Here is a 23,068-nt window from a genome sequence, read left to right on the forward strand (position 1 = left end):
GACTCCGGCGCCCGCCCCCTGCGTCGACCGCGGTTCCCCGCCGTCGGACCACCACATCGCGTCGCGAGAGGTGGCTCTCCTGATTCTGCGGTTCCCTGCTTCACCCGAACCGACGACGGCCGATAGTTCCGCACGGCCTCGCTCGGCGGATCTCCTCGCGACCAGCGGATCTCCTCGCGACCGGCAGCCCCCTCCGCGACCACAGCGAACCCGGGCACCGATCCGGCGCCGTTTATTGGTGGGCCGGGCGTATCGCCCCGTATGGTTTCGGAGATATTCGACCCCGACGCGTGGGAGCCCGTCACCGACGAGTTCGACGACATCACCTACCACCGGGGCGTCGACGTTCCCGCGGTTCGGATCGCCTTCGACCGGCCCGCGGTCCGCAACGCGTTCCGACCCGGGACGGTCGACGAACTGTACGCCGCGCTCGACCACGCGCGAAAGCAGGCGGACGTGGGCTGCGTCCTCCTCACCGGCAACGGCCCCTCGGAGAAGGACGGCGGCTGGGCGTTCTGCTCGGGCGGCGACCAGTCCGTTCGGGGCGGCTCCGGCTACGAGTACCGCGACGACGACGAGGCGGGCGACGACGACGACGACCTCGTCCGCGACGCCCGGGCCGGGCGCCTCCACATCCTCGAAGTCCAGCGCCTGATCCGGTTCATGCCGAAGCCGGTCGTCGCCGTCGTCCCCGGCTGGGCGGTCGGCGGCGGCCACTCGCTCCACGTCGTCTGCGACATGACCCTCGCGAGCGAGGAACACGGGAAGTTCCTCCAGACCGACCCCGACGTCGCCTCCTTCGACGGCGGGTTCGGCTCCGCGTACCTCGCGAAACAGATCGGCCAGAAGAAGGCCCGCGAGGTGTTCTTCCGCGGGAAGACCTACTCCGCCGAGGAGGCCGCGGACATGGGGATGGTCAACGAAGCGATTCCGCACGAGGAGTTAGAGGACGTGGCCTTAGAGTGGGCCGCCGAGATGACAAAGAAGTCGCCGACCGCGATGCGGATGTTAAAATACGCGTTCAACATGACCGACGACGGGATGGTCGGCCAGCAGGTGTTCGCCGGCGAGGCGACCCGACTCGCGTACATGACCGAGGAGGCGGCGGAGGGTCGTGACGCGTTCTTAGAGGGTCGCGAGCCGGAGTTCAGCGAGTACCCCTGGCACTACTGAGCGCCGGAGGCCGCCGCAGGGGAGCCGGACCCGTCCCCCGCCGTCGGCCTCGCCGAGGTCACCTACAAGTGCTCGCCCGCGGTATCTCTCCCCATGCTCGTCGAGGAAGTGATGACGACGGACCTCGTGACCTGCGACGCCGACGCCACGGTCCGAACGGCCGCGGAGCTGATGCTCCGCAACCGGATCGGCAGCGTCGTCGTCACGGACGGCGGGACGCCCGCCGGGATCCTCACCGAGAGCGACGTCCTCCACGCCGCCTACGCCACCGACGACCCGCTGTCGACGATCCCGGTACAGAAGGCGGCGAGCGCCCCGCTCGTCACCGTCAGACCCGACGCCACCCTTCGGACCGCGACGGATCGTATGCGCTCTGAGGGCGTCAAGAAGCTGGTCGTCGTCGACGGCGTGACACCGGCGGGGATCGTCACCACGCAGGACGTCGTCGACAACTACGCCGGGATCCGACGCGAGGTTCACGACCTCGCGACGGACGCGACGGGGTGGTCGGAGCGGTCCGACGGCTTCGGCGACTGAGGGGTCCGGACGGTCGGCCCGTCGACCGCTCAGTCGTCGCCGGCGATCCCCTCTGCGACCGCCATGTCGTCCACCGATGGGTCTTCTTCCGACACGCGCAGGACGAACCGCTTGCGGATCAGGTCGGCCACGTGAACTGCCTCGGGGTCGAGCCCCGAGGCACTCGCCTTGTTTTCTCTGTAGACGACCGTCCCGACGATGATCAGCGTGTCACCGGGGAGCCGCGCCCAGAACAGCGTCTGGACGAGGCCGCCGTCGTAGAACTCGAGGCTGCGCGCCGCGGTAGCTCTCCGCGAACATGTTCGCGGGTCGGCTTACCCGGACCGGTGGTCTACGAACGCGTATGGCCCAACCCAGCGAGATGGCGGAGTCGAGCCCGGCCGAAACGGAGTCGAGCCCGGACGCGGCGGACGCGACCGCGACCGAAGCGGAGACGACGGTCACGGTCCGGTGTACCGGCCACGTGCGAACGGAACTGGGCGTGTACGAGTTCGAGTACACGTTCGCGGGCGACACGCTTCGGGCCTTCCTCGACGAGCTGTTCGAGGAGTACCCGCAGCTTCAGGACATGCTGATCGCGGAGTCGGAGTCCGACGCGACCCACAGCGGGTGGGCGCCCGCGCCCGACGAGCTGCCCGGAACGTGGACGAAGAACCCGGTCGGCGAGCAGACGACGACGTACGCCCGGATCCTCGTGAACGGCCACTTCAACGAGAACGAGAACGGGTTCGACACGGAACTGGAGGCGGGCGACCGCGTCGCCTTAGTCTACCCCTTCATGTTCTGCTGTTAGCCGCCGCCCGCGGCCGCCGATACCCTTTTCGGAGTCGCTCGTCGGTCTGAAGCCATGTACGCGGCCCTCTACCGATTCGCAGTCGGTGCTTACCTCCTGTGGATACTGCTGACCGTCGTCCACCTCGTCGGGCGGTTTACGCCGGCGCCGTCGTTCCGGATCGCTCACCTCGGCGTCGTCGTCGGTGCCGGCGTGTTGACCCTCGTCGGTGCCGCCAAACTGCTTCGGAACGGATACGAACGGGCGGCGCGTCGGCTCGACGAGCGGTCGTGAGTGCGGTCGCCCGGCTGCTGCTCGCGACGTGAGTGCGACAGCGAGAGAGGCGGGATTCGAACCTCACTCACTCCGCTCGCTACGCTCGCTTCGTTCCCTGGTTCGAATCCCTTCTGTGCCCGATGCTGTCGCTCACGTATTGTTCGCGACAGCATGCGGGGGAAGGGATTCGAACCCTCGAACCTCTACAGGAGCGGATCTTAAGTCCGCCGCTTTTGGCCAGGCTCAGCCACCCCCGCGCGGATTCGAGTATCCGCGGCGGGATGAAACGCCTTTCGGAACCGTCGGCCGAGGCCCTACCAGTCGACCGAGAGCGTCCCGTCGCCGTGCGGGTCCGGTGCTATCTCTTCGTCGGTCCGACGGTCGACGACGTGGATCACGCCCGCGTCCTTCTTCGCGGGACACGCTTCGGCCGCGCGGACGTTCTCGGCTAAGTCCTCCTCGCCGATGTAGTACGCCTCCGGCTTCGCCATCCCGCTCGCCACGTCCATCACCCAGTTGTCCGCGACCTCGGCGCACTTCCCCGCCCCGAAGCACTTGTTCGCCTCGAAGACGATCTTGTACGGCTTCTCGTCGATCGGCGGCCCCTCGCCGCCGATGTCGCTGGCGCGGAGCACCTCGTCGCCGCCGTCGGTCGCGGCCTCGTCGCCGTCGGCCTCGTCGCTCATGCCGTTCCCTCGGCGGTCGCGGGACTTTCGTCTGTCGGTCGTTCTCGCTCGCTCGCAACGAAGCCGTCGGTCACTCGTCCGCGTGGTCCGCGAGCAGCCGCTCGGCGTGGTCGGCCGACTCCGCCAGTTCCCACCGGACCTTCGCGGCGTCGCCGTACGCGAGCGCCTCCTTCAGGTCGTCGCGGAGGACGCCGGCGCCGAACCCGACCGTCTCGCCGTCGGCGTCGCCGAGTTCGTACAGCGCGTAGCGGTTCGGGGCGCTCCCGACGGTCGATCGGTCGAGGTCGCGCCACGGCTTCGCGAGACTCATCGGCTCCGGGTGGGCGGGCTCCGCGTCACACTTCCCGGTGGGCGTCGAGGCCGTCTTCCGGGCCATCGACGATCTCGTAGCTCCCCTCGGTCCAGCCGTCCTCGACGAAGACGAACACCCGTCCGCCGGCGATCTCGGGGTCGGCGACGACCTCGTTCCGCTGGCCGGTCCGGCCGACGATCACGCCGGGGAACACCTCGTCGCGCTCGCCGTCCTCGACGATGACGCGACCGACGCCGGACTCCTCTAAGATCTCGTCGTCGGTCTTGTAATCGTTCACGTACGTCATCACGCCCTCCGTCTCCGTGGGGTCGGTGACGAGCACGTGGGTCTCCTTGCCGGGACCGGCGGTCACCGACCCCTCGGCCGACTCGGGGACGCCCCGGTAGAGGGTCGTCCGGCCGTCGAGGTACTCGATGACGACGCCCTCCTCGCGGAGGTCGACGCCGATCGACGTCGGGGGCACGTCGCTGCGTGATGGCGCAGACATACGACACGCTCGGAGTGCCGGACTCAAAAGGACCGCGCTCGGCGCGCCGCGCCCGCTGTCAGCCGCGAGAATCGGCGTGCCACATTTAAGTTACTCCCGAGGGGAGTGCGTGTCATGCAACGGACGCGACGGACGCTTCTCGGCGTCGGTGCCGCCCTCGTCGGGACCGCCGGGTGTCTCGGCGTCGAGGGCGTCGAGTACCCCGAGAGCGCCGACGCCCCGGGCGACGCCGACCCCCCCGGCGACGACCCGCCGGAAGACGGCCCTCCCGACGACCCCGCGGACGCCGGCGACGAGCCCGCGACGCTCAATTCCGCGCTCGCCGACGCGACCCGCGAGGTCGTCGACGACGCGGTGTGGTTCGCGACCGAGTACCCGGCCGCGGTGGCGACGTACCGCGACGCGATCGCCGACGCGGTCTCGACCGTCCGATCGGTCCGCGCGACGGTCGACGAGGAGGCGGCGGTGACGACCGAACAGGTGGACGCGGTCGCGGCCGCGACCGCGACCGCGGAGGACCGCGCCGCGGACGCCTTGGAGCCGCACTTCTCGCCCGGTCCACGAATCCGCGCCCGAACGGACCGACACGTCGAGGCCCTGCGGACGGTCGCGCCCCGTGACGACGTCGACCGAGTCCTCGAGGAACTCGACCGTCTGGACGGGGAGCTGGCGAGCATCGGAACGGCGATCTACGTCGACGAGGCGTTCTCGCGTCGGCCGATACACAACCGGCTGTTCCGGCGGCTGCTGGCGCCGCTGCCGACGGACGACGACGATCGCAACCGGGTCCTCTCCGACACGCTCGTCGAAGTCGCCGTCGCGAGCCGCGGGTTCGAGACGTTCGCGCACCGGCCGTACGACCGAGACGAACTCGAGCGCGACGAGGTGCCGCGAATCTACGGCGACGCGTTCAACGCCGAGCGTCGCCGGGAGCTCCGCGCTCGGCTCGGGCCGATCCCGCAGTCGACGGACCGCGTCGAGGAGCTGTTCTTCGCGTTTACCGACCGACCGCTCCCCGGAAACCGGAGACGAGAGGCGTTCCGGGGGTGGGCCCGCGAACTCGACGGCGTTCCGGCTTACGTCCAGCGCTATCCGGACGCGGAGACCGCCGCGGAGCGCCTCTCTGCGGCCCTCGACGCCGGCTCGACCGAAGGACGTGCGCCGATCGATCCGGAGGCGACGCTCGCCGGCTCGGACGTCACCGGCAACGCCTCCGAGTCGGCGAACAACACGGCCGCCAACGCGACGGGGGCGGACGGGGAGGCGGTCGATCCCGGACCGACCGCTTGGCACCGGTTCTACCACCGCGAAGCGGAGGGCGAGCGGTACGGCTTCGACGAGCACGCCGGCGTCCAGTACGGCTACGTCGCCCGGGCCGGTGAGTTCCTGCTCGCGACCGGGTTCTCCGGCGACGCGTGGGAGGAACGGACCGGCTGGCACGGTGGCCTGCGGCACGGGTGGGTGACCGGCGCGTGAACGCGAACCGGATCGGCCTCGTGGCGGCCGCGTTCGCGCTCGTCGGCGCCGGCGCGGGGGTCGTGGGCGCGGCCGCGACCGGGTGGGCGGAGACGGCGCTGGCGACCGCCGCGACCGGCGAGACCGCGCGGTTCGGCCCGGTATTCGTCGCGCAGTCGTACCTCGCCGCGACCGCGACCGTCCTCGTCGGCGCGGTCCCGCTAGCCGGCGTCCTCGGCGTCCTCGTCGGTTCCCGGTCCCGGAGCGTCGTCTCCGCGGCGACGACCTGCGGCCTCGGCACCGGTCTCGGCGCGCTCGCCTACGGGCTGGTGGCGGTCACGGTGATCGTCGTCTCGCAGGGCGACGCCGCCACGCAGGCGCACGGGATCGTCGACGCGCTCGTGCCGACGCTCGCGACGGCGTTCGTGTCCGGCGCAGTCGGCGCGTCGACCGGCGTCTTGGGGACGGTGATGCGATGACCCCCGACACCGACGCGAGACGGAACGGTCGCCGTGACGCCGACCGACCCCTCCGGCGCGCGTCGCGTCGAGGGGTGCTCGCGGTCGGCGCCGCGGGACTGCTCGCCGGGTGTCTCGTGACCTCCGAAGAGGAAGGGGACGCCACCGCTCCGCAGACGGACGACGGTGCGAGCGGCGACGACTCCGACGGTGAGGGGTCGGGAACCGACGACGGGGGAGACGGCGAGAGCGACGACGACACGACGCCCGACGAGGTCGGTCCGGACGGAGCCGGCCTCGTCGTCACCGACACGACGGTCCGGGAGGTGACAGAAGGCGGCGGCCGGACGAGGGTCCGAGCCCGACTGACCGTCGAGAACGCGGGCCGGTTCGACTACGGCGTCGTCGAACTCCGCGTCGACGCGTACGCCACGCCGGCCGGGACCGACGAGCGCGAGGCCGTCGGGTTCGCGTACGTCACGAAGCGGTTCTCGCCCGACGACCCCTTCGACGGTTCGGACCCCCGTGCGTTCGACGTGACGATCAGGTTCGAGAGTAACGGAACCTCCGTCCGCCCGGCCCCCGACCGTTACGCGGTCGACGCGGCGGTCAGACGCGCGGAGCCGCTCTGACACCGGACCCCGGCCGGTGTGAGGTCACCGTTAGTTCGCGGGCTCGCGGCCGAGAGTCTCGCCGTGATCGCTACCTCTTTGTCCGCGCTCGCGAGCCGGGAACCATGGAGGGACGGGCAACCGCGCTCGGCGCCGGCACCGTGTTGAACGCGCTCGCGACCGGCACGGGCGCCGCCTTCGGCATCGACGTCGAGACGCGCGCGACCGTCGACCTCGTTCCCGCGGCCGACGGCGTCACCGGCGAGATCGCCGAGGACCCGGACGCCGACACCGAACTGATCGAGCGCTGCGTCTCGCTCGCGACCGACCGCTGGGGCGACGGCGAGGGCGGCACCGTCCGGACCGACAGCGACGTGCCGCTCGCGGCGGGGCTGAAGAGTTCGAGCGCGGCCGCCAACGCGACGGTCCTCGCCACCTGCGACGCGCTCGGCCTCGCGGTCGGCGACGACCCGGACGACCCCGCGGTCGACGTGACCCGCCTCGCGGCGTGCCGGCTCGGCGTGCGCGCGGCCCGCGAGGCCGGGGTCACGGTCACCGGCGCGTTCGACGACGCGACCGCGTCGATGCTCGGCGGCGTCACCGTCACCGACAACGACGCAGACGAACTGCGCGCCCGGGAAGCGGTCGACTGGGACGTCCTCGTCTGGACGCCGCCGGAGCGAGCGTACAGCGCCGACGCCGACGTGGCGCGCTGCGAGGCGGTGGCGCCGATGGCCGACCTCGTCGCCGACCTCGCGCTCGACGGGCGGTACGGCGAGGCGATGACGGTGAACGGGCTGGCGTTCTCGGCCGCGCTCGGCTTCGACGCCGACCCCGCGGTCGAGGCGATGCCCCACGCCACCGCCGTGTCGCTGTCCGGCACCGGGCCGAGCGTCGTCGCCGTCGCGGCCCCCGACGACCCCGAGGCAGACCTCGACGCGGTCGCCGACGCGTGGCGCGAGCGACCCGGCACCCTGCGGCGAACGACCACGAGAAACGACGGCGCGGCCGTCACCCGAGAGCCAACCCAATGAGCGAAACACCGAACCCCGAAGAGATGAGTCTGGACGAACTGCGCCGCGAGATCGAGGACATCGACCGCGAGATCGTGGAACTGATCGCCCGCCGGACCTACGTCGCCGACACGGTCGCGGCCGTGAAGGAGGACCGCGACCTCCCGACGACCGACGAGAGCCAAGAGGAGCGCGTGATGGAGCGCGCCGGCGAGAACGCCGAGCAGTTCGACGTGGACGCGAACCTCGTGAAAGCGATTTTCCGGCTGCTGATCGAGTTGAACAAGGTGGAGCAGCGGGAGAGTCGGTAGCTCAGTCGAGGCCGAGGCTCAGTTTTAATGCCTCGTCGACTGTCGCCATTGTGGCTCCGTCGAGTGAACCGACGACCGAGTGAATCCGTTCCGGAACCGAGACGGTTCGAACCTGGTCGAGGCGGATTGACGAATCTTTTTCGAGCGGTGACCCGTCCGCCTCGACGAACACCTCGAACGGATATTCGCGGTAGGTTCCCGTGACGGGCGCGACGATGGTCGTGCTGGAGTTCCGGTTTCCGATATCGTTTTGAACGACCACGGCCGGTCGCGTCTTCTTCGTCTCGTGTCCTTCGGCGGGGTCGAGTCGAACGATAACCACGTCGCCCCGTCGCACGTCCGTGCCGTCACTCATCGAGGCCTTCCCACGCTTCGTCGGACGCTTCGCTCCACTCCTCGGCGAGTTCCTCCGCGCTCTCGGAGGCCTCCCGATAGGCGGCTGCTAGCTCGTCGTCGTCCGGCCGGTCGGACTCCACCTCAACGACAGCGACGGTTACGCGCTTGTTCGCGTACTCGGTGCCGAGGTAGACTCGACCCCGGTCGTCCGTCTCGTTCGTTTTGAGGTCTGTCGCGTCGACTTTCATCGACGAACGGTACGGACCCACCGCGGATATGTGTTGCCCACTATTACCCACGGAGTTCCACGTAGAAGTTACAGGATGTATTATGGATTTCAGCTACCTGAACAAGGTAGAGCAAAGGAGGGCCGCTGAACGAGAACAGTTCGCGCTCTTCGACAGCTCAGCGCCTGCTTTGAACTTCACGTCGTCCGAGGCGTTCTCCGCGCTCGTCAGGGGCCGACGCGGCGGGTCCGCCGCCACGTGGGTCAGTTCGACGTCACGCGCGAGCCGAGTGGCCATACTCACCGCCTCCGAGGTCTCGGTTCCGCCGAGCGCATTTCGGTGAGAGCCGACTGACGCGACCGATGCGGGGCACGGGTTCGCCACGCCCGTCGGAGCGATACCGAATCGGTTCCGCTTCCCCGTCTGAGTCCGTGCCGGTGATATCGCCGATCAACCGCAGTCGCGGTCGTCCGGGTCCCACGCACACGCGTTCCCGGTCGTCAGGCCGTTCTCCTCGATGTACGCGGAGAGGCACGCGTAGTTACAGAAGTACTCGGGCGAGCCGCAGCCGTCGTCGCAGTCACGGACACAGATCGGATCGTGGTCGAAAATACGCGACTCACAGTACGCGCACAGTTCGTCTGCCCCCGGGGTCGCAACGGTTGCGGACATATCTGCCTCGAGGGGATCACCACCGAAAGGGTTTCCTGCCGTCCGGACTCGCCTCCGGCCGAGACGCGCCCGTACTCACCGGGGTTCGCGGAACCAGTCGGCGACGACCCGTTCCGACGGGGCCGCCTCTCGGATCACTCGCGTCGCACCCGGGCCGCGACTGCCGCTAGCAACAGCCCGAGCACGGCGCCGATCACGCCGAATCCCGGGGCACCCTCTTCGGTCTCAGTCCCCGCCGACGCCGTCTCACCGTCGCTCTCGCCGAAAAGCCCGATCGAGCCAACTTCGTTCCCCGCCAGAGAGACGGTTCCGCCCTCGGGTGGCTCGAACGCGATCTCGAGCGTCGCGTTCTCTCCCGGACCGAGCGACACTCCTCGTTCGGCGACAGATTCGCCGTCCACCGCCACCGTGAGCGTTCGGGTCGCCGGACGGTCGCCAGGGTTTTCGACCGTCGTCCGGAGGGTCGTCTCGTAGCCGATCCGAACCTGATCCGCCGGCAGTTCACTCTCGACGATGTCGACGCGGCCCGGTGCGAGCGCGACGACGGCCACGGGCGCCGCGTGCGGCAGGGTTACCGTGTGGTTTTCTCCCGATCGGTCGTGCGCGACGTTTGACGTCGTCCACCCGCCGTCGACGTATCGAAGCACTGCGACGTTCTCTTGGCTCAACCCTCGCGGGATCGTCGCCGCGTCGACGGTGAACCGAAGCGTCGCCGCACTCGTGTCCGCTTCGCCGAGCGTGGAATTGAACGCCACGTACCCGAGCGGGGTCCCGCGAGGAACGGGATCGCGGCCGGCCGGCTCGGCCGTCGGCCGACCGATCGTCGTCTCGTACGCCTCCGAGTCACCGGCCGGGTCGACGCCGACCGACGACACCGCCACTGCGGGCCGCGAGGTCGACGGGCCGACGAGATTAACCGCGATGTCGTAGCGTTCGCCCGTCGCGCCCTCGACGCCGACGCTGACGCCCTCGTCGGACTCGGCCCGGACCACCGTCGGCTCCGGATCGTTCGCTGCCGCGGCTCCCGTTCCGCCCGTCGACCCGGACGACCCCGAGGACCCGGACGAGCCGGACGGGGCGCCCCCGCCGCCCCCACCGCCACTTCCACCTCCCCCGCCGCCGGTTCCGGCATCGCTCTCCGGCTCGGCGACGGTGACGTTTCCGACGGTCACGTCGTTGATCGCGACGGTGTACTCCCCGGTGGTGGCGTACGCGTGCGTGACCGTCACCGTCGTTCCGTTGTCCGGAACTGTCTCCGTCCGCCGGAGCGTCGTCCCGTCGCCGAGGGTGACGGTGAGATTCTGCCGTCCCGTCGCTTCGCCGGCGTTACGCAGCGTCACCGTGAGCGCCACGGACTCGTTCGGTTCGACCGACTCGGCGCCGAGCGTCGTCTCGCCGACCGAGACGTCCGCCGGCCTGAGTACGCTCAGGGTGCCGACAGAGGCATTATTCACGCTGAGGGCGTACGCACCGGGCGTTCCGAACGTCTGGTTGAACCGAACGGTCTCGGCCGTGTTCGGCCCGACGGTCCGCCTGACCGTATCCAGCGTTTCGGCGTCGCTCCGGAGGCGCGTCGTAAACTCGCCCTTAACGTCGCCGTCGTTCGCGAGATCGACGGTCACCGCGGCCGACTCGCCGGTCGTGATCGTCTCCGGCGTGAGAGCGGTGTCGCGGATCGAGACGTTCGCCGGCTCGAGCACGGTCACCGTCCCGGCCGATTCGTTGTTGACGCTGAGCGCGTACTCGCCGGCCGTCTCGAACGTCCGCGTGAAGTCGACCTCGGTGCTTTCGCCCGGGCCGATCTCGTACGTCGTCGTCTCGACCGGCTCGCCGTCGACGGCTAACGTGGCGTTGTGGGTCCCCGGTTCGCTCCCGTCGTTCACCACGGTGGCGGTCACCGACGCCGACTCGCCTTCGAGCACCGTCGTCGGCTCGACGTCCGCGTTCGCCGTCCTGAACGTCGCCGGTCGGATCACGATGAGCGTCCCGGCGGACACGCCGTTGACCGTGACCTCGTACTCACCGGCGGTCGACGCCGTGTAGGTGAGCGATTCCCGGACGCTCTCTCCGGGTCCGACGGTCACCTCGCTCGTGGCCTTCCCTTCGTCGTTGGCCGCCACCGCGACAGTCGTGTTCCCGGTACGGCCGCCGGTGTTCTCGACGGCTGCGGTGACCGTGACCTCCTCGCCCACGGAGACGACGTCGTCGTCGAGGGACGCGCTCGTGACCGCCAGCGCGGCGGGCGCCTCGACCGTCAGCGTCCCGACCGCCGTCCGGTTGACGGTCACGTCGTACCGGCCCGGCTGCTCGAGGGCCCCGCTCAGCTCGACCGTCTGCGAGTCGCCGCCCGCGAGCGTCACCGGCCGTGCGTCGACCGTCCGCGTGGCGCCGTCCGGCCCTGTCGCGCGGAAGCCCGCGGTAAAGGTCCCCTCGTCGTCGCCGACGTTCCGGACCTCGACGGAGACGACGGCGTCGTCGCCCGCCAGCACCGTGTCGTTCGCCAGCCGCGCGTTCGATAGCTCGAAGGCCGCGGGCTCCGAGACGGTGAGCGTGTCGGCCGCCGCGTCGTTGACCGCGATGTCGTACGTCCCCGTCTCCTCGAAGGTCGGCGCGAACTCGATCGTCGTCCGCGTGTCCGGACCGACCGTGCGGGTCTCGGAGTCTCTGGTCGTCCCGTCGACTCTGAGGTCAGCTGTCACCTCGCCCGCGGCGCCGCCGTCGTTCACGACGGTCGCCGTGACCGTCACCGCCTCGCCCGGATCGATACGCGTCGCCGACAGTGACGCGTCCGTGACCGAGGCGTTCGCTGGCTCCGTCACGGTAACGCTTCCCGCGCCCACGCCGTTGACCGTGATGTCGTACTCCCCGGCTGTCGACGCCGTGTAGGAGAGCCCGACGTCCGTGCTCTCTCCGGGATCGAGAGCGACGTCGGTATCGGCTCTCTTTTCGCCGTCGGCCGCCACCGCGACCGTCGCGTTCCCCGCGCGGTCGCCGGCGTTCTCGACGACGGCGGTCACCGTGACCTCGTCGCCGACGCGGACGGTATCGTCTCCGACCGACGCATCCGTGACCGTCAGATCGGCCGGTGCGTCCACGGTGAGCGTCCCGGCGTCGGCCTCGTTGACGGCCACGTCGTACTCGCCGGGCTCCTCGATCGTCACTGCGAGATCGACCGGTTCCGACTCACCGCCGGCCAGCGTCACAGACTGGCTCGAGACGGTCCGGGTATTCCCGTCTGGCCCGGTCACTCGGGCCTCGGCCGTGAACGTCCCCTCGGCGTCTCCGACGTTCGTCACCTCGGCGCTCACGGCCGTCGACTCGCCCGTCAAGACGGTGTCGTCCTCCAGTTCAGCGTTCGATACCTCGAACGCCGCGGGCTCCGAGACGGTGAGCGTGCCGGCGGGCTCGCCGTTGACATTGACCTCGTACTCGCCCGCCTCCTCGAAGGTCGGGGCGAACTCGATCGTCGCCGACTCGCCGGGGTCGACGGTGCGGGTCTCGGTGTCTCTCTCCGTCTCGTCCACCCGCAGTGCGGCGGTTATCTCCCCCGCGGTGCCGCCGTCGTTCACGGCGGTCGCCGTGACCGTCACCGCCTCGCCCGGATCGATGCGCGTCGTCGACAGCCCGGCGTCCGTGATCGAGACGTCCGCGGGTTCGACCACGGTGAGACCCTTGGGCGGTGCGTCGCCGACGGTCACCGAGTACTCGCCCGCTGTCTCGAACGAACGCGTGAAGCCGACCGTGGCCGTCTCACCGGCAGCGATCTCGACCGACTTCGACGCGGAGACGTTTCCGTCGACCAGGAGGTCGGCGGTGTAGGTCCCGTCCGCGTCCCCGGTGTTCTCGACCTCGGCGGCGACGTCGACGCTGTCGTCGACCTCGATCTCGGACTCGGACAGCCGCACCCCCGTCACGGTGAACTCGGCGGATGCGGGTTCCGTCACGGTGAGGTCGCCAGCTGACTCGCCGCTGACGCTGAGCCCGTAGGTCCCCGCCTTGTCGAAGGTCCGGTCGAACTCGACCTCCTCGGTCTCTCCGGCCTCGATTTCAACGTCTTTCGTGTCCACGACGCCGTCGTCGTCAGTCTCGAGTTCTGCCGTGAACGTGCCGGTCTCGGTCCCGACGTTCTCGACGGTCGCCGTGACCGTGGCGCTCTCGCCCTCCTCTATCGGCGTCTCCTCTAGGCCGGCCTCGACGACGTTGAACTCGGCGTTCACCGCGGCCGAAGCCGCGAGACCGACACCCCCCGCGAACGTCACCGTCGCGAAACATACCAGTACACAGAGCCAGACGGCGGCGACCTTACGGCCGGACATGGACGCTCGACGCCATCGAGAGACATTGTAATAGACACCCAATCGCGTGTAAGCCCGCCTTACGTCCGGTGCGGACGAGCGGTGATCGAGACGACCGGCTCCGTCGAGACGCCCGGTAACGGGTCCGTTCGCGCCGCGTGGGCCGATCCGTAACGTCTAGCCTCTACCGCTCGCGGCCGGCATTGACCGATATATAGCGGGACTGATTTTCGAACGCGCGGTGCGTCTCGACGCGAGGAATCTGCCGCTCCCTCGTGTGTACGGCCCGTTCGATGAGCCGCGTAGACCGGTCACGGCAAACGACGCGATGACGCCTTCTTAACCGGTCCTCCGGTGGCGGAACATCCCCGGCTGTGACCGACCTATCAGTGTACGTTCACTCACCTCTCCCGCTCGAGAGACCGCCTCGTAACCGACGGAGACCTACTCGTCGCCGTCGCGGATCATCATCACCTTCACCCGACGGACGCCGTCGAAGTCGCGGAGGCGGTACGTCAGTTCGCGGACCCGCTCCGCGTTCCCGCGGCAGAACAGCGATTCGAGACACCACTCCCCTTGGTGGGTGTGGCTCGTGTTGAGAATGACGTCTTGGTACTCGTGTTGGACGCTGTGGAGCTCTCGAATGACGTCGTGGTGGCGGTAGTCGAACCCGACGAGCGCGACGACCTCGCCCGAGGTGTCTTCGAGCCGCGAGTGCGACTCGACGAACTCCAGCATCGCCTCCCGAACCGCCCGCGAGCGGTTCTCGATCCCCTCGTCTCGCCACGTCCGGTCGAACTCCTCGATCAGCGCGTCGGGGATGTTGAAACTCGTTCGCATCGCCTCGTCGTCGAACCCGACGACACAAGAGGCTCCGTATTACGTTTCCCCCGATTCGGTACTAACAACCGCTAAACGGTGGCGTTCCCGACCCTCACGCAAGGATGCTCCCAAGCGAACTGTTCGGGCCGCTCGCGGGCGCGGTCCTCCTCGGCGCGGTTCACGGCGTCGAACCGGGACACGGCTGGCCGGTCGCCGCCTCGTACGCGCTCGACCAGACGAACAAGTGGCTGTACGGGTTCGCGGCGAGCGCGATCATCGGGCTCGGTCACCTCGTCAGCAGCATCGCGATGGTGGCCGTCTTCTTCTACGCGAAGAGCTACTTCGATCTCACGCAGGTCAACGAGCCGATAACGATACTCGGCGGCGTTCAGATCGGCGGTCCGGTCAGCCTCGTGGCCGGGGTCCTGCTCATCGGTCTCGGTGTCCGGGAATACGCTCACGGACACTCTCACGGGTCTCCGGACGAGGCGCACGGCCACGGTCACGACGATCACGGCCACGATGACCACGCTCACGACGACCACGGCCACGACGACCACGCTCACGACGACCACGGCCACGACGACCACGGCCACGACGACCACAAGCACGCTCACGACGACCACGACCACGGGCACAATCACGACACGCACGACCACGACCACAGCCACAGTCACGACGAGTCCGACGACCGCGACGCCGGGATCTGGTCCCGACTGCGGGGGTTCCTCCCGTTCGTCGGCGGCCACTCCCACTCGCACGACGGCTTCGAGGAGAGCGCCGACAGGGGGCTCCTCGGCATCGCGTGGTTCGCGTTCGTCCTCGGGTTCGCCCACGAGGAGGAGTTCGAGATCATCGCGCTCTGTGCCGGGTCGAACCACTGTCTCGAACTAATGGGGGCGTACGCGCTCACGGTCATCGCGGGCATCGTGGGGCTCACCATGCTGCTGATCGCGGGCTACCACCGCTCCCGAGAGCGGGTCGAGCGGTACACGCCGTACCTCCCCGCCTTCTCCGCGGCGGTCCTCGTCGTCATGGGTCTCGGGTTCATCGCCGGGCTGTTCTGAACCGCCGGCGACCCGAGGGCGTTGGCGCGGCGCGCGGCCGCCCGGCCGATCGCTTTTGGTGCGGCCCCCCGAACCCGTGGTATGACACGCGTCGCCGAACTCCTCGCGTACCCGCTGAAGTCCTGTGACGGCGTCGCCGTCGACCGCGCCGCGATCGGTCCCGAAGGCGCCCTCCGCGGCGACCGCTCGTACGCCCTCGTCGAGGCGGGCGTCGACCCCGAGGCGGCCTCGGTGGGCGGTGGCGGCGGGTACGTGAACGGGAAGAGCGAGCCCGCGGTCCACGGTCTCCGCGCCGAGTACGAGCTCGCGGGGCCGACCGACGCCACCCCGACGGCCGTGACGCTCTCGCGGCCCGAGACGGACCGCGCACCCGCCGACGAGCGCACCTTCGCGCTCCCCGCGGAGGGCGACGCGCTGGCCGACTGGGTGGGCGAGTACCTCGGCTACGCGGTCGACCTCGTCCGCGACTCCGCGGGCGGCTTCCCCGACGACCTCGCCGCTCACGGCCCGACGGTCGTCTCCCGAGCGACGCTGGAGACGGTCGCCTCGTGGTTCGACGCGGTCGCGGACGCGACGGAGATGCGGCGGCGACTCCGCCCGAACGTCGTCGTAGACGACTGCCCCGCGTTCTTCGAGGACCGGCTGTTCGCCGACCACGGGGAGGGGGTCCGCGTCGCGGTCGGCGACACGGAGCTGATAGGCGTCAACCCGTGCCAGCGCTGCGTCGTCCCCTCTCGCGACCCGGACACGGGCGCCGAGATAGCCGACTTCCGCGAGACGTTCGTCCGGCGGCGCCGCGAGACGCTCCCCGAGTGGACCGCGAGCGACCGCTTCGACCACGACTTCCGACTGATGGTCAACACCGTCGTCGAGGAGCGGTCGTGGGGCGACGTCGTCGCGGTCGGCGACGCGGTCGCCGCCGAGGGTGTCGTCGCCGTCGACGAGAACGAGACGCCCGTCGCGGAGGCCGATCGCCCCGCCGATCGCTAACGTCGCGGAGGCCGATCGCCCCGCCGATCGCTAACGTCGCGGAGGCCGATCGCCCCGCCGAACGCTAACGTCACTGGTCGGACGGAGCGAAGCGGGAGGGACACCGACCCGTCTCAGCGAAACGCGAAGGAAGGAGTTCGAACCGGAACGGACCGTGAAATGAGGCGCGCCGCGGGCGGACTCAGCGCCCGCCGTCCGTCATCGCGACCGGCTCGTCCCCGCCGTCGTCGGCGGTCTCCTCCGCCGCGGACTCGTCGCTCTTCGCGAGGTCGAACGCGGTGTCGGTGACGCCGAACTGCGTCCACAGGGTGGCGACGACGACCGCGTACGCGACGAGGTCGTAGTGGACCGCGCCGCCGAACTCGGTGAACGCGGCGAGCGTGCTGTAGCCGTACAGGGCGACGACGCTCCCGACGAACGCGGTCTCGTTGGTGAAGCGACCGTCGCGCACCGCCGCGACCGCCCGTCGGATCATGGGGCCGCAGGCGACGAGGAACGCGATCCCGGACAGCGAGCCGAGGTTCACGAAGAAGTGCGTCGCCATCTGCGAGTCGAGGATCGACTGGAGGTACTGGACCGTCACGGGGTCGTAGAACAGCCACTCGACGCGCGTCGGGTACAACACCGCGATGTACGGCGTCGCGACCATCAGGCCGAACAGGACCGCGACCGCGACGCGGGCCGACGCGAACTGCGAGGCGCGCCGCGCCTCGAACGCCGCGTCGCCGGACGCGACGACGAGCCCGCACTCCTCGAGTTCCTCGCGGAGCGCGCCGCGGGAGAGCGAGGGGTCGTGGTGGACGCCCACCGTGCCGTTGCGCCACGTCGCCGAGGCGGCGCTGACGCCGTCAACGTCGCGGAGGACGGCTTCTAACAGCCCCTCGCGTCGCTCGGTCTCGATCCCCTCGACCGAGAACGTGTCGTGCTCGTGGCCCTCCGGCACGCGGGCGACTCGCGGCCCAGACTCGGACGCGTCGCCCTCGCGGCTCCCGTCACCGGCCGGGTCGGACCCGCCCGACCCGTGGGGGGCGTCGATTCTTCGTTCGCGGACCACGGTGTCGAGCGGCGTCCCGCCCCCGTGGTGGTCACGGTCTCGCATGAGAGATACCTACGGTTGCGCGACTATGAAGTTTCCCCCGCGTTACCGGCTCGCGGCGACGGTCCGCGGCGCGTTCCCGGCCGGTCGCTACGCGTTGACCGACTCGAGGTACGAACTCACGATCATCTGCCCCTTGCGGGTGAGCGTGGTTCCGGACTCGCCGTCGGCGACGAGTTCGGCCTCGCGCAGCGAGTCGAGGATCATCGAGGTCTGCGTGACGTCGCCGGTGACGATGTCGGCGACGTTCGCCTCGCCGCCCGCGGAGTAGATGGAGACGAGGATCTCCATCTGCTCTTCGGTCGGGTCGAACGAGTCGAGGTCCTCCATCACGTCGTCGTACTCGATCTTGATGTAGCGACCGAGGATGTTGAGCGCCCGCTTGTTCGGGACGGTCGTGATCGACGTGACGGTCTGCCCGTCGGCGACGTGTCGGAAGACGAGCGCGGGCCGCTTTTTCCCGCCGAGGGTGCGGTCGGTGCGCTCGTAGTCGATCACCGACGAGAGCTCCACGGTGAACGGATCGGGGCAGTTACTGAACCGGATCGCCCCCGGCGACACGGTCACCGAGGCGCGGTGATCGGTCGCGTCAGTGACGCGCCCGCCGACCTTCGCGGGGTGGCGCACGGTGACGGTCACGTTGCGCAACAGCGCCTTGAACAGGAGTCGGACGAACCGGTCCATGTCCTCGGGCTCCCCCTCGACGAGCGCCGCGCGCCGTGACCCGTCGCGGTCGTACGCGATCGTGACGCTCTCGTTGAAGAACGACCGGAGGTCTCCCGGCACGCTGCCGACGACGACGTCGAACACGTCCGAGAGGGGTATCGTCTCCTTCCCGTCGTCCGTGGCGAGGACCAGCCGTCGCTGGCTCAACAGCACGCGACCCGTCACCGGCTCCTCGGTCTCGAAGCTCGCCGCGTGAACGCGGCCAACGAAGTCGGCGACGACGGACTCCTCCATCGATCTCCTCTGAGCGCCGTGTACTATTTATTGTTACTCACGCCGTATCAATCGTGATAAGCAGCTGTCACCAGCGCGGTGACGGACTGGCGAGAACGGGCGCGCGCCGACGGACAGACCGATCGGAACGGAAGCTCACCGACGGCGGAGCGAACTCACCACCGTCTGGCGGTCTGGCGGCCGCAACGCACGCCGAGACCGGTCGAACGTGTTCGGTCTCGGTGGCCTCGCTCCGCGGGGGGAGCGGTCAGGGAACAGCAAAGCCTAATGACGTGGGCTTCAAACCATCAGGTGATGCCCACAGTAGAATACCTCAACTACGAAGTGCTCGACGACCACGGCTGGTCGATGGACGACGACGACCTCTTCGAGGAGGCCGCTGACGCGGGCCTCGACGCCGAAGACTACGGTACCCTCGAAGTCAACCAGGGCGAGTACATCCTCGAATCCGCCGAGGCACAGGGCTACGACTGGCCCTTCTCGTGCCGTGCTGGCGCGTGTGCGAACTGCGCCTCCATCGTCAAGGAAGGCGACATCGAGATGGACATGCAGCAGATCCTCTCCGACGAGGAAGTCGAAGAGAAGAACGTCCGTCTCACCTGTATCGGCAGCCCGGCCACCGACGAGGTCAAGATCGTCTACAACGCGAAACACCTCGACTACCTGCAGAACCGCGTCATCTGATCGGCCCCGTCACCACCGTGACGGCCCGTTCTCACACGGGATCGCGGCACCCGCGGTCCCCGTAATTCTCTCCGTTTCGCCCCGCTAGCCGCGCTCCTATCAGTTCGTCCGCCGGACGTGTCCTTCCGTTCCGTCGCTTCCTCTCGGCTCACCGTCGCTCGACCGAACGTGTTCGGTCGAATTTCCCGACCGTGAAAACCCGCGAAACACCGTTCGGAACCCCGTCCGTACGCGAGGTATGGTCGAAAAGACGAGTCGAAGCGAGGACGCGGCCGGGCCGCGGTCGGCCGACGGTCGTCGGTTCGAGGTGTTCGTCCGCGACGAGGAGTCCGACCCGCTCCGACACGTCGGCACGGTCGCCGCGCCGACGCCGGACGCCGCCCACGAGGAGGCGAGCAAGCTCTTCGGGTGGTACGCCCGGGACGTGTGGGTGTGTCCGGCCGGCGAGGTGTCTCGGTACTCGGCCGAGCCGCTGGCGGGCGAGGCGGACGGCGACGAGGGAGGCGAAGCGGCCGACGACGAGGGAGGCGAAGCGGACGGCGAGGGGAGCGAGGCACGCGTTCACGAGGAGACCGAGGGGACGCCGGTCGCCTCCTGCGGCGGCTCGCCGGTCGACGACGCGGGGGGATCCCGATGATCTCCGTCAGCAAACTGCTGTGCGGGCTCGACGCCGAGAGCGACGGGCTCCGATACGACGCCGCGGACGGCTCGAAGAAGCCGCAGATCTCCGAGGAGGTACAGCAGCGGCCGGTCGTCGTCTGGAACACCACGAAGCGGTGTAACCTCTACTGCGAACACTGTTACGCCGGCGCCGACGCCGAGGGCGCCCCGAACGAGCTGTCGACCGCGGAGGGGAAGGCCCTGATCGACGACCTCGCCGAGTTCGGCGCGCCGGTCCTGCTGTTCTCCGGCGGCGAGCCGATGGTCCGCGAGGACCTCGCTGAGCTCGTCGCCTACGCGGCCGACAGCGGCGTCCGACCGGTCCTCTCGACGAACGGCACGCTCCTCACCCGCGACCGGGCCCGCGAACTGAAGGACGCGGGGCTGAAGTACGCCGGCGTCTCGGTCGACGGCCTCCCGGAGCGCAACGACCGCATCCGCGGCGAGGAGGGCGCGTTCGACGCCGCGGTCCGGGGTATCGAGGCCTGTCTCGACGTGGGGCTCAAGACGGGACTGCGGTACACGATCACCGAGCACAACGTCGACGACCTGGCCGGCGTCGTCGACCTCCTCGTCGACGTCGGCGTCGACCGGTTCTGCTTCTACCACCTCGATTACGGCGGCCGCGGCGCAGACATCTCCGACGTGGACCTGAGCCCCGAGGCGACCCGCCGGGCGGTCGCCGACCTCTGTGACCTCACCCGCGAGTACCACGACGCGGACGAGGAGATAGAGACGCTGCTCGTCGGCAACTACGCCGACGCGGGGTACCTCGTCGAGTACGCCGACCGCGAGATGGGGACCGACCGCGCCCGGCTCATCTACCGGTACCTCCGGCGCAACGGCGGCGACCCGACCGGCGAGCGCGTCGCGGACGTCGACCCCGTCGGCAACGTCCACCTCACCCAGTTCTGGCAGGGGTACTCGCCGGGCAACGTCCGCGACCGCTCGTTCGGCGCGATCTGGTCGGACGAGTCGAACCCGCTCCTCGCCGGGCTTCGCAACCGCGAGGAGCACCTCTCCGGCCGGTGTGCCGACTGCGCGTACCAGTCGATCTGCCGCGGCGGGTCGCGGCTCCGCGCGCTCTCGGCGCACGACGACCCGTTCGCGCCCGACCCGAAGTGCTATCTCACCGACGAGGAACGCGGCGGCGAGGCGGCGCTCTCTCGTATCGAGAGCGCCGACGGCACCGCGACCGCCGACGACTGAACGCTCTCGGGTCGGTCGCTGTCGTCATCCGTCCTCATCACCCCGCGTCGCTGTCCTCTCTCCTCGTTCTTGCCGCCCGGCGCGCCGGTGTCGCACTTCGCGGCGAACCGTTTCGCGGGCACCTCGCCGCGGGCGACGCCGATCGCGTCGCACACGAGTTCGACGGTGGCGTCGTCGCGGACCGGTTCGGGCACTGGCGGTTCGTCCTCGTTCATGCGCGGAGAGAGAAGCCGGCGGGCCGTCCGCGTCCCGCTTCACGTGTGTATCGCTTCAAACGATCCCCCGCGGTCACCGCTCGGCGTCGTCGAAGATGTCGGTGACCAGCTTCGCCTGCGCGGTGCGGAGCCGCTGTGAGAGCGCGGACTTGCTGATCTCCAGCTCGTCGGCCAGATCGCTTAAGCGCACGTCGCGGTCGCCGTCGAAGTAGCCGCGGACGACCGCGAGTTCGAGCCCGCGGCGCTGTTTCGGCGTCAGCGCGGAGAGGTCGAAGGTGACCTGTTCGGTCGCGTCCGGCCCCTCGACGACCGCGAGTCGGACGAGCCGTACCCGGTCGACGACCCCTCGGAGCTCCTCGACCAACCGGCGGACGGCGGTCCGGTCGTCGACGTACGCGGTCACGAGGACCGTTCCGCCCTCGACCCGTCGGAAGTGGGGCACGCAGCCGACCCGCCCGAACGCGTGACAGAGGCAGTCGTCGGTGACCTCGCCGGTCCCGCGCCGCACCTCGCCGTCGGGCGTCGTCACGTCGACGACACAGTCGTCGCCGACCGCGTTGACCGTCACCGACGCGGCCTCGTCGGACTCGGCGACGATCGGACAGCCGCTGTCGGCGGCCGGGTCGACGTCGAGGTCGACCCGCAGTCGACGGTCCCCGTCGGCGGCCGCCACGTCGGACATATCGATCGATACGGGCGGGGCCCGTTTGATTCTTCGGCGGATTCTCAGGGTCCGGCGCGGCGCCTCGGGCCGTTCGCGTTCGGCCTCGAACGGACCTCCCCTCCAGCCGATCCCGCACCGTTTATTTCTCGCGGGCGGGTGTACCGGGACGACGTGCGAGACACGCTCGGCGGTATCGTCGAACTCGCGCGCCTCGGCAACTGCGTCGCCGCCGGGGCGCTCACGGCAACCGGGGCGTTCGTCGCGGGGGCGAGCGGCGCCGCCGTCCCCACGGCGCTCGCGGCCGCGACGACCGCTTTCGCGGTCGCCGCGGGCAACGCGATCAACGACTACTTCGACCGCGAGGTCGACGCGGTGAACCGTCCAGACCGACCCATCCCCCGGGGCGCGGTCTCGCCGCGGGGCGCGCTCGCGACCGCCGGCGCCTGGTTCGCGGTCGCGGTCGCGGTCGCGGTCCAACTCCCGCCGCTCTCGATCGGTATCGCCGCCGTGAACCTCGTCGCCTTGGTCACCTACACGAGCCTGTTCAAGGGGACGCCGGGGCTCGGCAACGCCTTAGTCGCGTACCTCGTCGGCTCGACGTTCCTGTTCGGCGGGGCCGCGGTCGGGAGCCCGCGGGCGGTCCTCGTGCTCGCGGCGCTCGCCGGCCTCTCGACGTTCACCCGCGAGGTGATCAAAGACGTCGAAGACGTGGCGGGCGACCGCGAGGAGGGGCTCACGACGCTCCCTATCGCCCTCGGCGAGCGCCGCGCGCTGTGGATCGGCGCGGCCGCGATCGTCGTCGCGGTCGCCGTCAGCCCGCTCCCGTACCTCACCGGAACGCTCGGCGGGGCGTACCTCGCGGTCGTCGCGGTCGCCGACGCGGTCATGCTGTACGCGACCTACGAGGGATTCACCGACCCCGCCGCGGCCCAGCGCCGGTTCAAGTACGGCACGTTCCTCGCGGCTGCGGCGTTCGTCGTCGGTCGGGTCGTGGTGGTCGTCTGAGACCGCTCGGCCATGCGAGTCGCTCACGGTCGAGAGCTGCGAAAAAACGGTTGCGGTCCGAAACGACGCTCGAC

27 protein-coding genes, 1 tRNA gene and 1 pseudogene are annotated in these 23,068 nt (G+C 69.7%); 16 read left to right on the forward strand and 13 right to left on the reverse strand.

What is annotated here, in order from left to right; genetic code table 11:
* The first annotated feature begins 261 nt into the window (after window positions 1-261).
* Together ACZ5KW_RS07435 and ACZ5KW_RS07440 are read left to right on the forward strand one after the other, a co-directional pair.
* Window positions 262-1,173, forward strand: coding sequence for a 1,4-dihydroxy-2-naphthoyl-CoA synthase (locus ACZ5KW_RS07435; RefSeq protein WP_343780110.1), 912 nt, complete (start codon window positions 262-264; stop codon window positions 1,171-1,173).
* A gap of 93 nt (window positions 1,174-1,266) precedes the next feature.
* On the forward strand, window positions 1,267-1,710 hold the full coding sequence (locus ACZ5KW_RS07440) for a CBS domain-containing protein (protein ID WP_343780111.1): 444 nt from the start codon (window positions 1,267-1,269) through the stop codon (window positions 1,708-1,710).
* Between the two features lie 29 nt (window positions 1,711-1,739).
* Here the strand turns inward: ACZ5KW_RS07440 and ACZ5KW_RS07445 are convergent.
* Window positions 1,740-1,991, reverse strand: a pseudogene (locus tag ACZ5KW_RS07445) (hypothetical protein); the annotation flags it as partial.
* A gap of 62 nt (window positions 1,992-2,053) precedes the next feature.
* Between ACZ5KW_RS07445 and ACZ5KW_RS07450 the strand changes: the two are divergent.
* Both ACZ5KW_RS07450 and ACZ5KW_RS07455 read left to right on the forward strand, forming a co-directional pair.
* The gene (locus tag ACZ5KW_RS07450; protein WP_343780113.1) at window positions 2,054-2,503 is read left to right on the forward strand and encodes a MoaD/ThiS family protein; all 450 of its coding nucleotides are present in this window, start codon (window positions 2,054-2,056) and stop codon (window positions 2,501-2,503) included.
* A 54-nt stretch (window positions 2,504-2,557) separates the two neighbouring features.
* Window positions 2,558-2,776, forward strand: coding sequence for a hypothetical protein (locus ACZ5KW_RS07455; RefSeq protein WP_343780116.1), 219 nt, complete (start codon window positions 2,558-2,560; stop codon window positions 2,774-2,776).
* A 154-nt stretch (window positions 2,777-2,930) separates the two neighbouring features.
* Here ACZ5KW_RS07455 and ACZ5KW_RS07460 read toward each other — a convergent pair.
* The 4 genes from ACZ5KW_RS07460 to ACZ5KW_RS07475 all read right to left on the reverse strand — a co-directional run bounded on the left by ACZ5KW_RS07460 (window position 2,931) and on the right by ACZ5KW_RS07475 (window position 4,244).
* Window positions 2,931-3,015: transfer RNA gene (locus tag ACZ5KW_RS07460), tRNA-Leu, on the reverse strand.
* A gap of 57 nt (window positions 3,016-3,072) precedes the next feature.
* Window positions 3,073-3,444, reverse strand: a complete 372-nt coding sequence (locus ACZ5KW_RS07465; protein ID WP_343780117.1) for a ferredoxin — start codon at window positions 3,442-3,444, stop codon at window positions 3,073-3,075.
* Between the two features lie 70 nt (window positions 3,445-3,514).
* Entirely contained in the window at window positions 3,515-3,754 is a 240-nt protein-coding gene (locus ACZ5KW_RS07470) for a DUF7508 domain-containing protein (RefSeq protein ID WP_343780119.1), read from the reverse strand.
* Between the two features lie 25 nt (window positions 3,755-3,779).
* On the reverse strand, window positions 3,780-4,244 hold the full coding sequence (locus tag ACZ5KW_RS07475) for a DUF5796 family protein (protein WP_343780120.1): 465 nt from the start codon (window positions 4,242-4,244) through the stop codon (window positions 3,780-3,782).
* Between the two features lie 114 nt (window positions 4,245-4,358).
* Here ACZ5KW_RS07475 and ACZ5KW_RS07480 point away from each other — a divergent pair, with 114 nt between their 5' ends.
* From ACZ5KW_RS07480 to ACZ5KW_RS07500, 5 genes are all read left to right on the forward strand, one after another.
* On the forward strand, window positions 4,359-5,720 hold the full coding sequence (locus ACZ5KW_RS07480; protein WP_343780122.1) for a hypothetical protein: 1,362 nt from the start codon (window positions 4,359-4,361) through the stop codon (window positions 5,718-5,720).
* The gene (locus ACZ5KW_RS07485) at window positions 5,717-6,178 is read left to right on the forward strand and encodes a hypothetical protein (RefSeq protein WP_343780125.1); all 462 of its coding nucleotides are present in this window, start codon (window positions 5,717-5,719) and stop codon (window positions 6,176-6,178) included. Before ACZ5KW_RS07480 ends, ACZ5KW_RS07485 begins: the two co-directional genes overlap by 4 nt.
* Window positions 6,175-6,789: a hypothetical protein gene (locus ACZ5KW_RS07490; RefSeq protein WP_343780127.1), complete on the forward strand. Its 615-nt coding sequence runs from the start codon at window positions 6,175-6,177 to the stop codon at window positions 6,787-6,789. The genes ACZ5KW_RS07485 and ACZ5KW_RS07490 overlap by 4 nt, the downstream gene beginning before the upstream one ends.
* A 104-nt stretch (window positions 6,790-6,893) precedes the next feature.
* The gene (locus tag ACZ5KW_RS07495; RefSeq protein ID WP_343780129.1) at window positions 6,894-7,802 is read left to right on the forward strand and encodes a shikimate kinase; all 909 of its coding nucleotides are present in this window, start codon (window positions 6,894-6,896) and stop codon (window positions 7,800-7,802) included.
* On the forward strand, window positions 7,799-8,092 hold the full coding sequence (locus ACZ5KW_RS07500) for a chorismate mutase (RefSeq protein ID WP_343780132.1): 294 nt from the start codon (window positions 7,799-7,801) through the stop codon (window positions 8,090-8,092). Before ACZ5KW_RS07495 ends, ACZ5KW_RS07500 begins: the two co-directional genes overlap by 4 nt.
* A 1-nt stretch (window position 8,093) precedes the next feature.
* On the opposite strand, the gene ACZ5KW_RS07505 is transcribed toward ACZ5KW_RS07500, so the two are convergent.
* Complete coding sequence (locus ACZ5KW_RS07505) at window positions 8,094-8,447, reverse strand: type II toxin-antitoxin system PemK/MazF family toxin (protein ID WP_343780133.1); 354 nt, start codon at window positions 8,445-8,447, stop codon at window positions 8,094-8,096.
* Entirely contained in the window at window positions 8,440-8,676 is a 237-nt protein-coding gene (locus tag ACZ5KW_RS07510) for a hypothetical protein (protein WP_343780135.1), read from the reverse strand. Before ACZ5KW_RS07510 ends, ACZ5KW_RS07505 begins: the two co-directional genes overlap by 8 nt.
* 82 nt (window positions 8,677-8,758) lie before the next feature.
* Between ACZ5KW_RS07510 and ACZ5KW_RS07515 the strand changes: the two genes are divergently transcribed.
* Window positions 8,759-8,998, forward strand: coding sequence for a hypothetical protein (locus ACZ5KW_RS07515; RefSeq protein ID WP_343780138.1), 240 nt, complete (start codon window positions 8,759-8,761; stop codon window positions 8,996-8,998).
* Between the two features lie 107 nt (window positions 8,999-9,105).
* On the opposite strand, the gene ACZ5KW_RS07520 is transcribed toward ACZ5KW_RS07515, so the two are convergent.
* The 3 genes from ACZ5KW_RS07520 to ACZ5KW_RS07530 all read right to left on the reverse strand — a co-directional run bounded on the left by ACZ5KW_RS07520 (window position 9,106) and on the right by ACZ5KW_RS07530 (window position 14,462).
* The gene (locus ACZ5KW_RS07520) at window positions 9,106-9,327 is read right to left on the reverse strand and encodes a hypothetical protein (RefSeq protein WP_343780139.1); all 222 of its coding nucleotides are present in this window, start codon (window positions 9,325-9,327) and stop codon (window positions 9,106-9,108) included.
* Between the two features lie 134 nt (window positions 9,328-9,461).
* A complete protein-coding gene (locus tag ACZ5KW_RS07525) occupies window positions 9,462-13,643 on the reverse strand; it encodes a CARDB domain-containing protein (RefSeq protein ID WP_343780142.1) in 4,182 nt (1,393 codons plus the stop codon).
* Between the two features lie 423 nt (window positions 13,644-14,066).
* Window positions 14,067-14,462: a CopG family ribbon-helix-helix protein gene (locus ACZ5KW_RS07530; protein ID WP_343780145.1), complete on the reverse strand. Its 396-nt coding sequence runs from the start codon at window positions 14,460-14,462 to the stop codon at window positions 14,067-14,069.
* A gap of 104 nt (window positions 14,463-14,566) precedes the next feature.
* On the opposite strand from ACZ5KW_RS07530, the gene ACZ5KW_RS07535 reads away from it, so the two are divergent.
* Window positions 14,567-15,511: a hypothetical protein gene (locus ACZ5KW_RS07535; protein ID WP_343780147.1), complete on the forward strand. Its 945-nt coding sequence runs from the start codon at window positions 14,567-14,569 to the stop codon at window positions 15,509-15,511.
* 81 nt (window positions 15,512-15,592) lie between these two features.
* Window positions 15,593-16,501: an MOSC domain-containing protein gene (locus tag ACZ5KW_RS07540; protein WP_343780149.1), complete on the forward strand. Its 909-nt coding sequence runs from the start codon at window positions 15,593-15,595 to the stop codon at window positions 16,499-16,501.
* A gap of 181 nt (window positions 16,502-16,682) precedes the next feature.
* Here ACZ5KW_RS07540 and ACZ5KW_RS07545 read toward each other — a convergent pair whose 3' ends face one another.
* Window positions 16,683-17,600, reverse strand: coding sequence for a hypothetical protein (locus ACZ5KW_RS07545; RefSeq protein WP_343780151.1), 918 nt, complete (start codon window positions 17,598-17,600; stop codon window positions 16,683-16,685).
* Between the two features lie 87 nt (window positions 17,601-17,687).
* The gene (locus tag ACZ5KW_RS07550; RefSeq protein ID WP_343780153.1) at window positions 17,688-18,557 is read right to left on the reverse strand and encodes a CheF family chemotaxis protein; all 870 of its coding nucleotides are present in this window, start codon (window positions 18,555-18,557) and stop codon (window positions 17,688-17,690) included.
* Window positions 18,558-18,851: 294 nt separating this feature from the next.
* Between ACZ5KW_RS07550 and fer the strand changes: the two genes are divergently transcribed.
* The 3 genes from fer (at window position 18,852) to ACZ5KW_RS07565 (ending at window position 21,110) form a co-directional block, all read left to right on the forward strand.
* Entirely contained in the window at window positions 18,852-19,241 is a 390-nt protein-coding gene (gene fer / locus ACZ5KW_RS07555; RefSeq protein WP_297886178.1) for a ferredoxin Fer, read from the forward strand.
* A gap of 238 nt (window positions 19,242-19,479) precedes the next feature.
* Window positions 19,480-19,878 carry an Htur_1727 family rSAM-partnered candidate RiPP gene (locus ACZ5KW_RS07560; RefSeq protein ID WP_343780156.1) on the forward strand — a complete coding sequence of 133 codons (399 nt, stop codon included), beginning with the start codon at window positions 19,480-19,482 and terminating at the stop codon, window positions 19,876-19,878.
* Complete coding sequence (locus tag ACZ5KW_RS07565) at window positions 19,875-21,110, forward strand: TIGR04347 family pseudo-SAM/SPASM protein (RefSeq protein ID WP_343780158.1); 1,236 nt, start codon at window positions 19,875-19,877, stop codon at window positions 21,108-21,110. Before ACZ5KW_RS07560 ends, ACZ5KW_RS07565 begins: the two co-directional genes overlap by 4 nt.
* Window positions 21,111-21,398: 288 nt before the next feature.
* On the opposite strand, the gene ACZ5KW_RS07570 is transcribed toward ACZ5KW_RS07565, so the two are convergent.
* A complete protein-coding gene (locus ACZ5KW_RS07570; protein ID WP_343780160.1) occupies window positions 21,399-22,007 on the reverse strand; it encodes a helix-turn-helix domain-containing protein in 609 nt (202 codons plus the stop codon).
* Between the two features lie 153 nt (window positions 22,008-22,160).
* On the opposite strand from ACZ5KW_RS07570, the gene ACZ5KW_RS07575 reads away from it, so the two are divergent.
* Window positions 22,161-22,994 carry a geranylgeranylglycerol-phosphate geranylgeranyltransferase gene (locus ACZ5KW_RS07575; protein WP_343780161.1) on the forward strand — a complete coding sequence of 278 codons (834 nt, stop codon included), beginning with the start codon at window positions 22,161-22,163 and terminating at the stop codon, window positions 22,992-22,994.
* Window positions 22,995-23,068: the final 74 nt, after the last annotated feature.

Source organism: Halorubrum ejinorense (assembly GCF_055389685.1).

What these genes read in the sequence shown, in the direction of transcription:
- ACZ5KW_RS07435 (WP_343780110.1), top strand. Translation starts at nt 262, where the DNA reads ATGGTTTCGGAGATATTCGACCCCGACGCGTGGGAGCCCGTCACCGAC.
- ACZ5KW_RS07440 (WP_343780111.1), top strand. Translation starts at nt 1,267, where the DNA reads ATGCTCGTCGAGGAAGTGATGACGACGGACCTCGTGACCTGCGACGCC.
- ACZ5KW_RS07450 (WP_343780113.1), top strand. Translation starts at nt 2,054, where the DNA reads ATGGCCCAACCCAGCGAGATGGCGGAGTCGAGCCCGGCCGAAACGGAG.
- ACZ5KW_RS07455 (WP_343780116.1), top strand. Translation starts at nt 2,558, where the DNA reads ATGTACGCGGCCCTCTACCGATTCGCAGTCGGTGCTTACCTCCTGTGG.
- ACZ5KW_RS07465 (WP_343780117.1), bottom strand. Translation starts at nt 3,444, where the DNA reads ATGAGCGACGAGGCCGACGGCGACGAGGCCGCGACCGACGGCGGCGAC.
- ACZ5KW_RS07470 (WP_343780119.1), bottom strand. Translation starts at nt 3,754, where the DNA reads ATGAGTCTCGCGAAGCCGTGGCGCGACCTCGACCGATCGACCGTCGGG.
- ACZ5KW_RS07475 (WP_343780120.1), bottom strand. Translation starts at nt 4,244, where the DNA reads ATGTCTGCGCCATCACGCAGCGACGTGCCCCCGACGTCGATCGGCGTC.
- ACZ5KW_RS07480 (WP_343780122.1), top strand. Translation starts at nt 4,359, where the DNA reads ATGCAACGGACGCGACGGACGCTTCTCGGCGTCGGTGCCGCCCTCGTC.
- ACZ5KW_RS07490 (WP_343780127.1), top strand. Translation starts at nt 6,175, where the DNA reads ATGACCCCCGACACCGACGCGAGACGGAACGGTCGCCGTGACGCCGAC.
- ACZ5KW_RS07495 (WP_343780129.1), top strand. Translation starts at nt 6,894, where the DNA reads ATGGAGGGACGGGCAACCGCGCTCGGCGCCGGCACCGTGTTGAACGCG.
- ACZ5KW_RS07500 (WP_343780132.1), top strand. Translation starts at nt 7,799, where the DNA reads ATGAGCGAAACACCGAACCCCGAAGAGATGAGTCTGGACGAACTGCGC.
- ACZ5KW_RS07505 (WP_343780133.1), bottom strand. Translation starts at nt 8,447, where the DNA reads ATGAGTGACGGCACGGACGTGCGACGGGGCGACGTGGTTATCGTTCGA.
- ACZ5KW_RS07510 (WP_343780135.1), bottom strand. Translation starts at nt 8,676, where the DNA reads ATGAAAGTCGACGCGACAGACCTCAAAACGAACGAGACGGACGACCGG.
- ACZ5KW_RS07515 (WP_343780138.1), top strand. Translation starts at nt 8,759, where the DNA reads ATGGATTTCAGCTACCTGAACAAGGTAGAGCAAAGGAGGGCCGCTGAA.
- ACZ5KW_RS07520 (WP_343780139.1), bottom strand. Translation starts at nt 9,327, where the DNA reads ATGTCCGCAACCGTTGCGACCCCGGGGGCAGACGAACTGTGCGCGTAC.
- ACZ5KW_RS07525 (WP_343780142.1), bottom strand. Translation starts at nt 13,643, where the DNA reads ATGTCCGGCCGTAAGGTCGCCGCCGTCTGGCTCTGTGTACTGGTATGT.
- ACZ5KW_RS07530 (WP_343780145.1), bottom strand. Translation starts at nt 14,462, where the DNA reads ATGCGAACGAGTTTCAACATCCCCGACGCGCTGATCGAGGAGTTCGAC.
- ACZ5KW_RS07535 (WP_343780147.1), top strand. Translation starts at nt 14,567, where the DNA reads ATGCTCCCAAGCGAACTGTTCGGGCCGCTCGCGGGCGCGGTCCTCCTC.
- ACZ5KW_RS07540 (WP_343780149.1), top strand. Translation starts at nt 15,593, where the DNA reads ATGACACGCGTCGCCGAACTCCTCGCGTACCCGCTGAAGTCCTGTGAC.
- ACZ5KW_RS07545 (WP_343780151.1), bottom strand. Translation starts at nt 17,600, where the DNA reads ATGCGAGACCGTGACCACCACGGGGGCGGGACGCCGCTCGACACCGTG.
- ACZ5KW_RS07550 (WP_343780153.1), bottom strand. Translation starts at nt 18,557, where the DNA reads ATGGAGGAGTCCGTCGTCGCCGACTTCGTTGGCCGCGTTCACGCGGCG.
- fer (WP_297886178.1), top strand. Translation starts at nt 18,852, where the DNA reads ATGCCCACAGTAGAATACCTCAACTACGAAGTGCTCGACGACCACGGC.
- ACZ5KW_RS07560 (WP_343780156.1), top strand. Translation starts at nt 19,480, where the DNA reads ATGGTCGAAAAGACGAGTCGAAGCGAGGACGCGGCCGGGCCGCGGTCG.
- ACZ5KW_RS07565 (WP_343780158.1), top strand. Translation starts at nt 19,875, where the DNA reads ATGATCTCCGTCAGCAAACTGCTGTGCGGGCTCGACGCCGAGAGCGAC.
- ACZ5KW_RS07570 (WP_343780160.1), bottom strand. Translation starts at nt 22,007, where the DNA reads ATGTCCGACGTGGCGGCCGCCGACGGGGACCGTCGACTGCGGGTCGAC.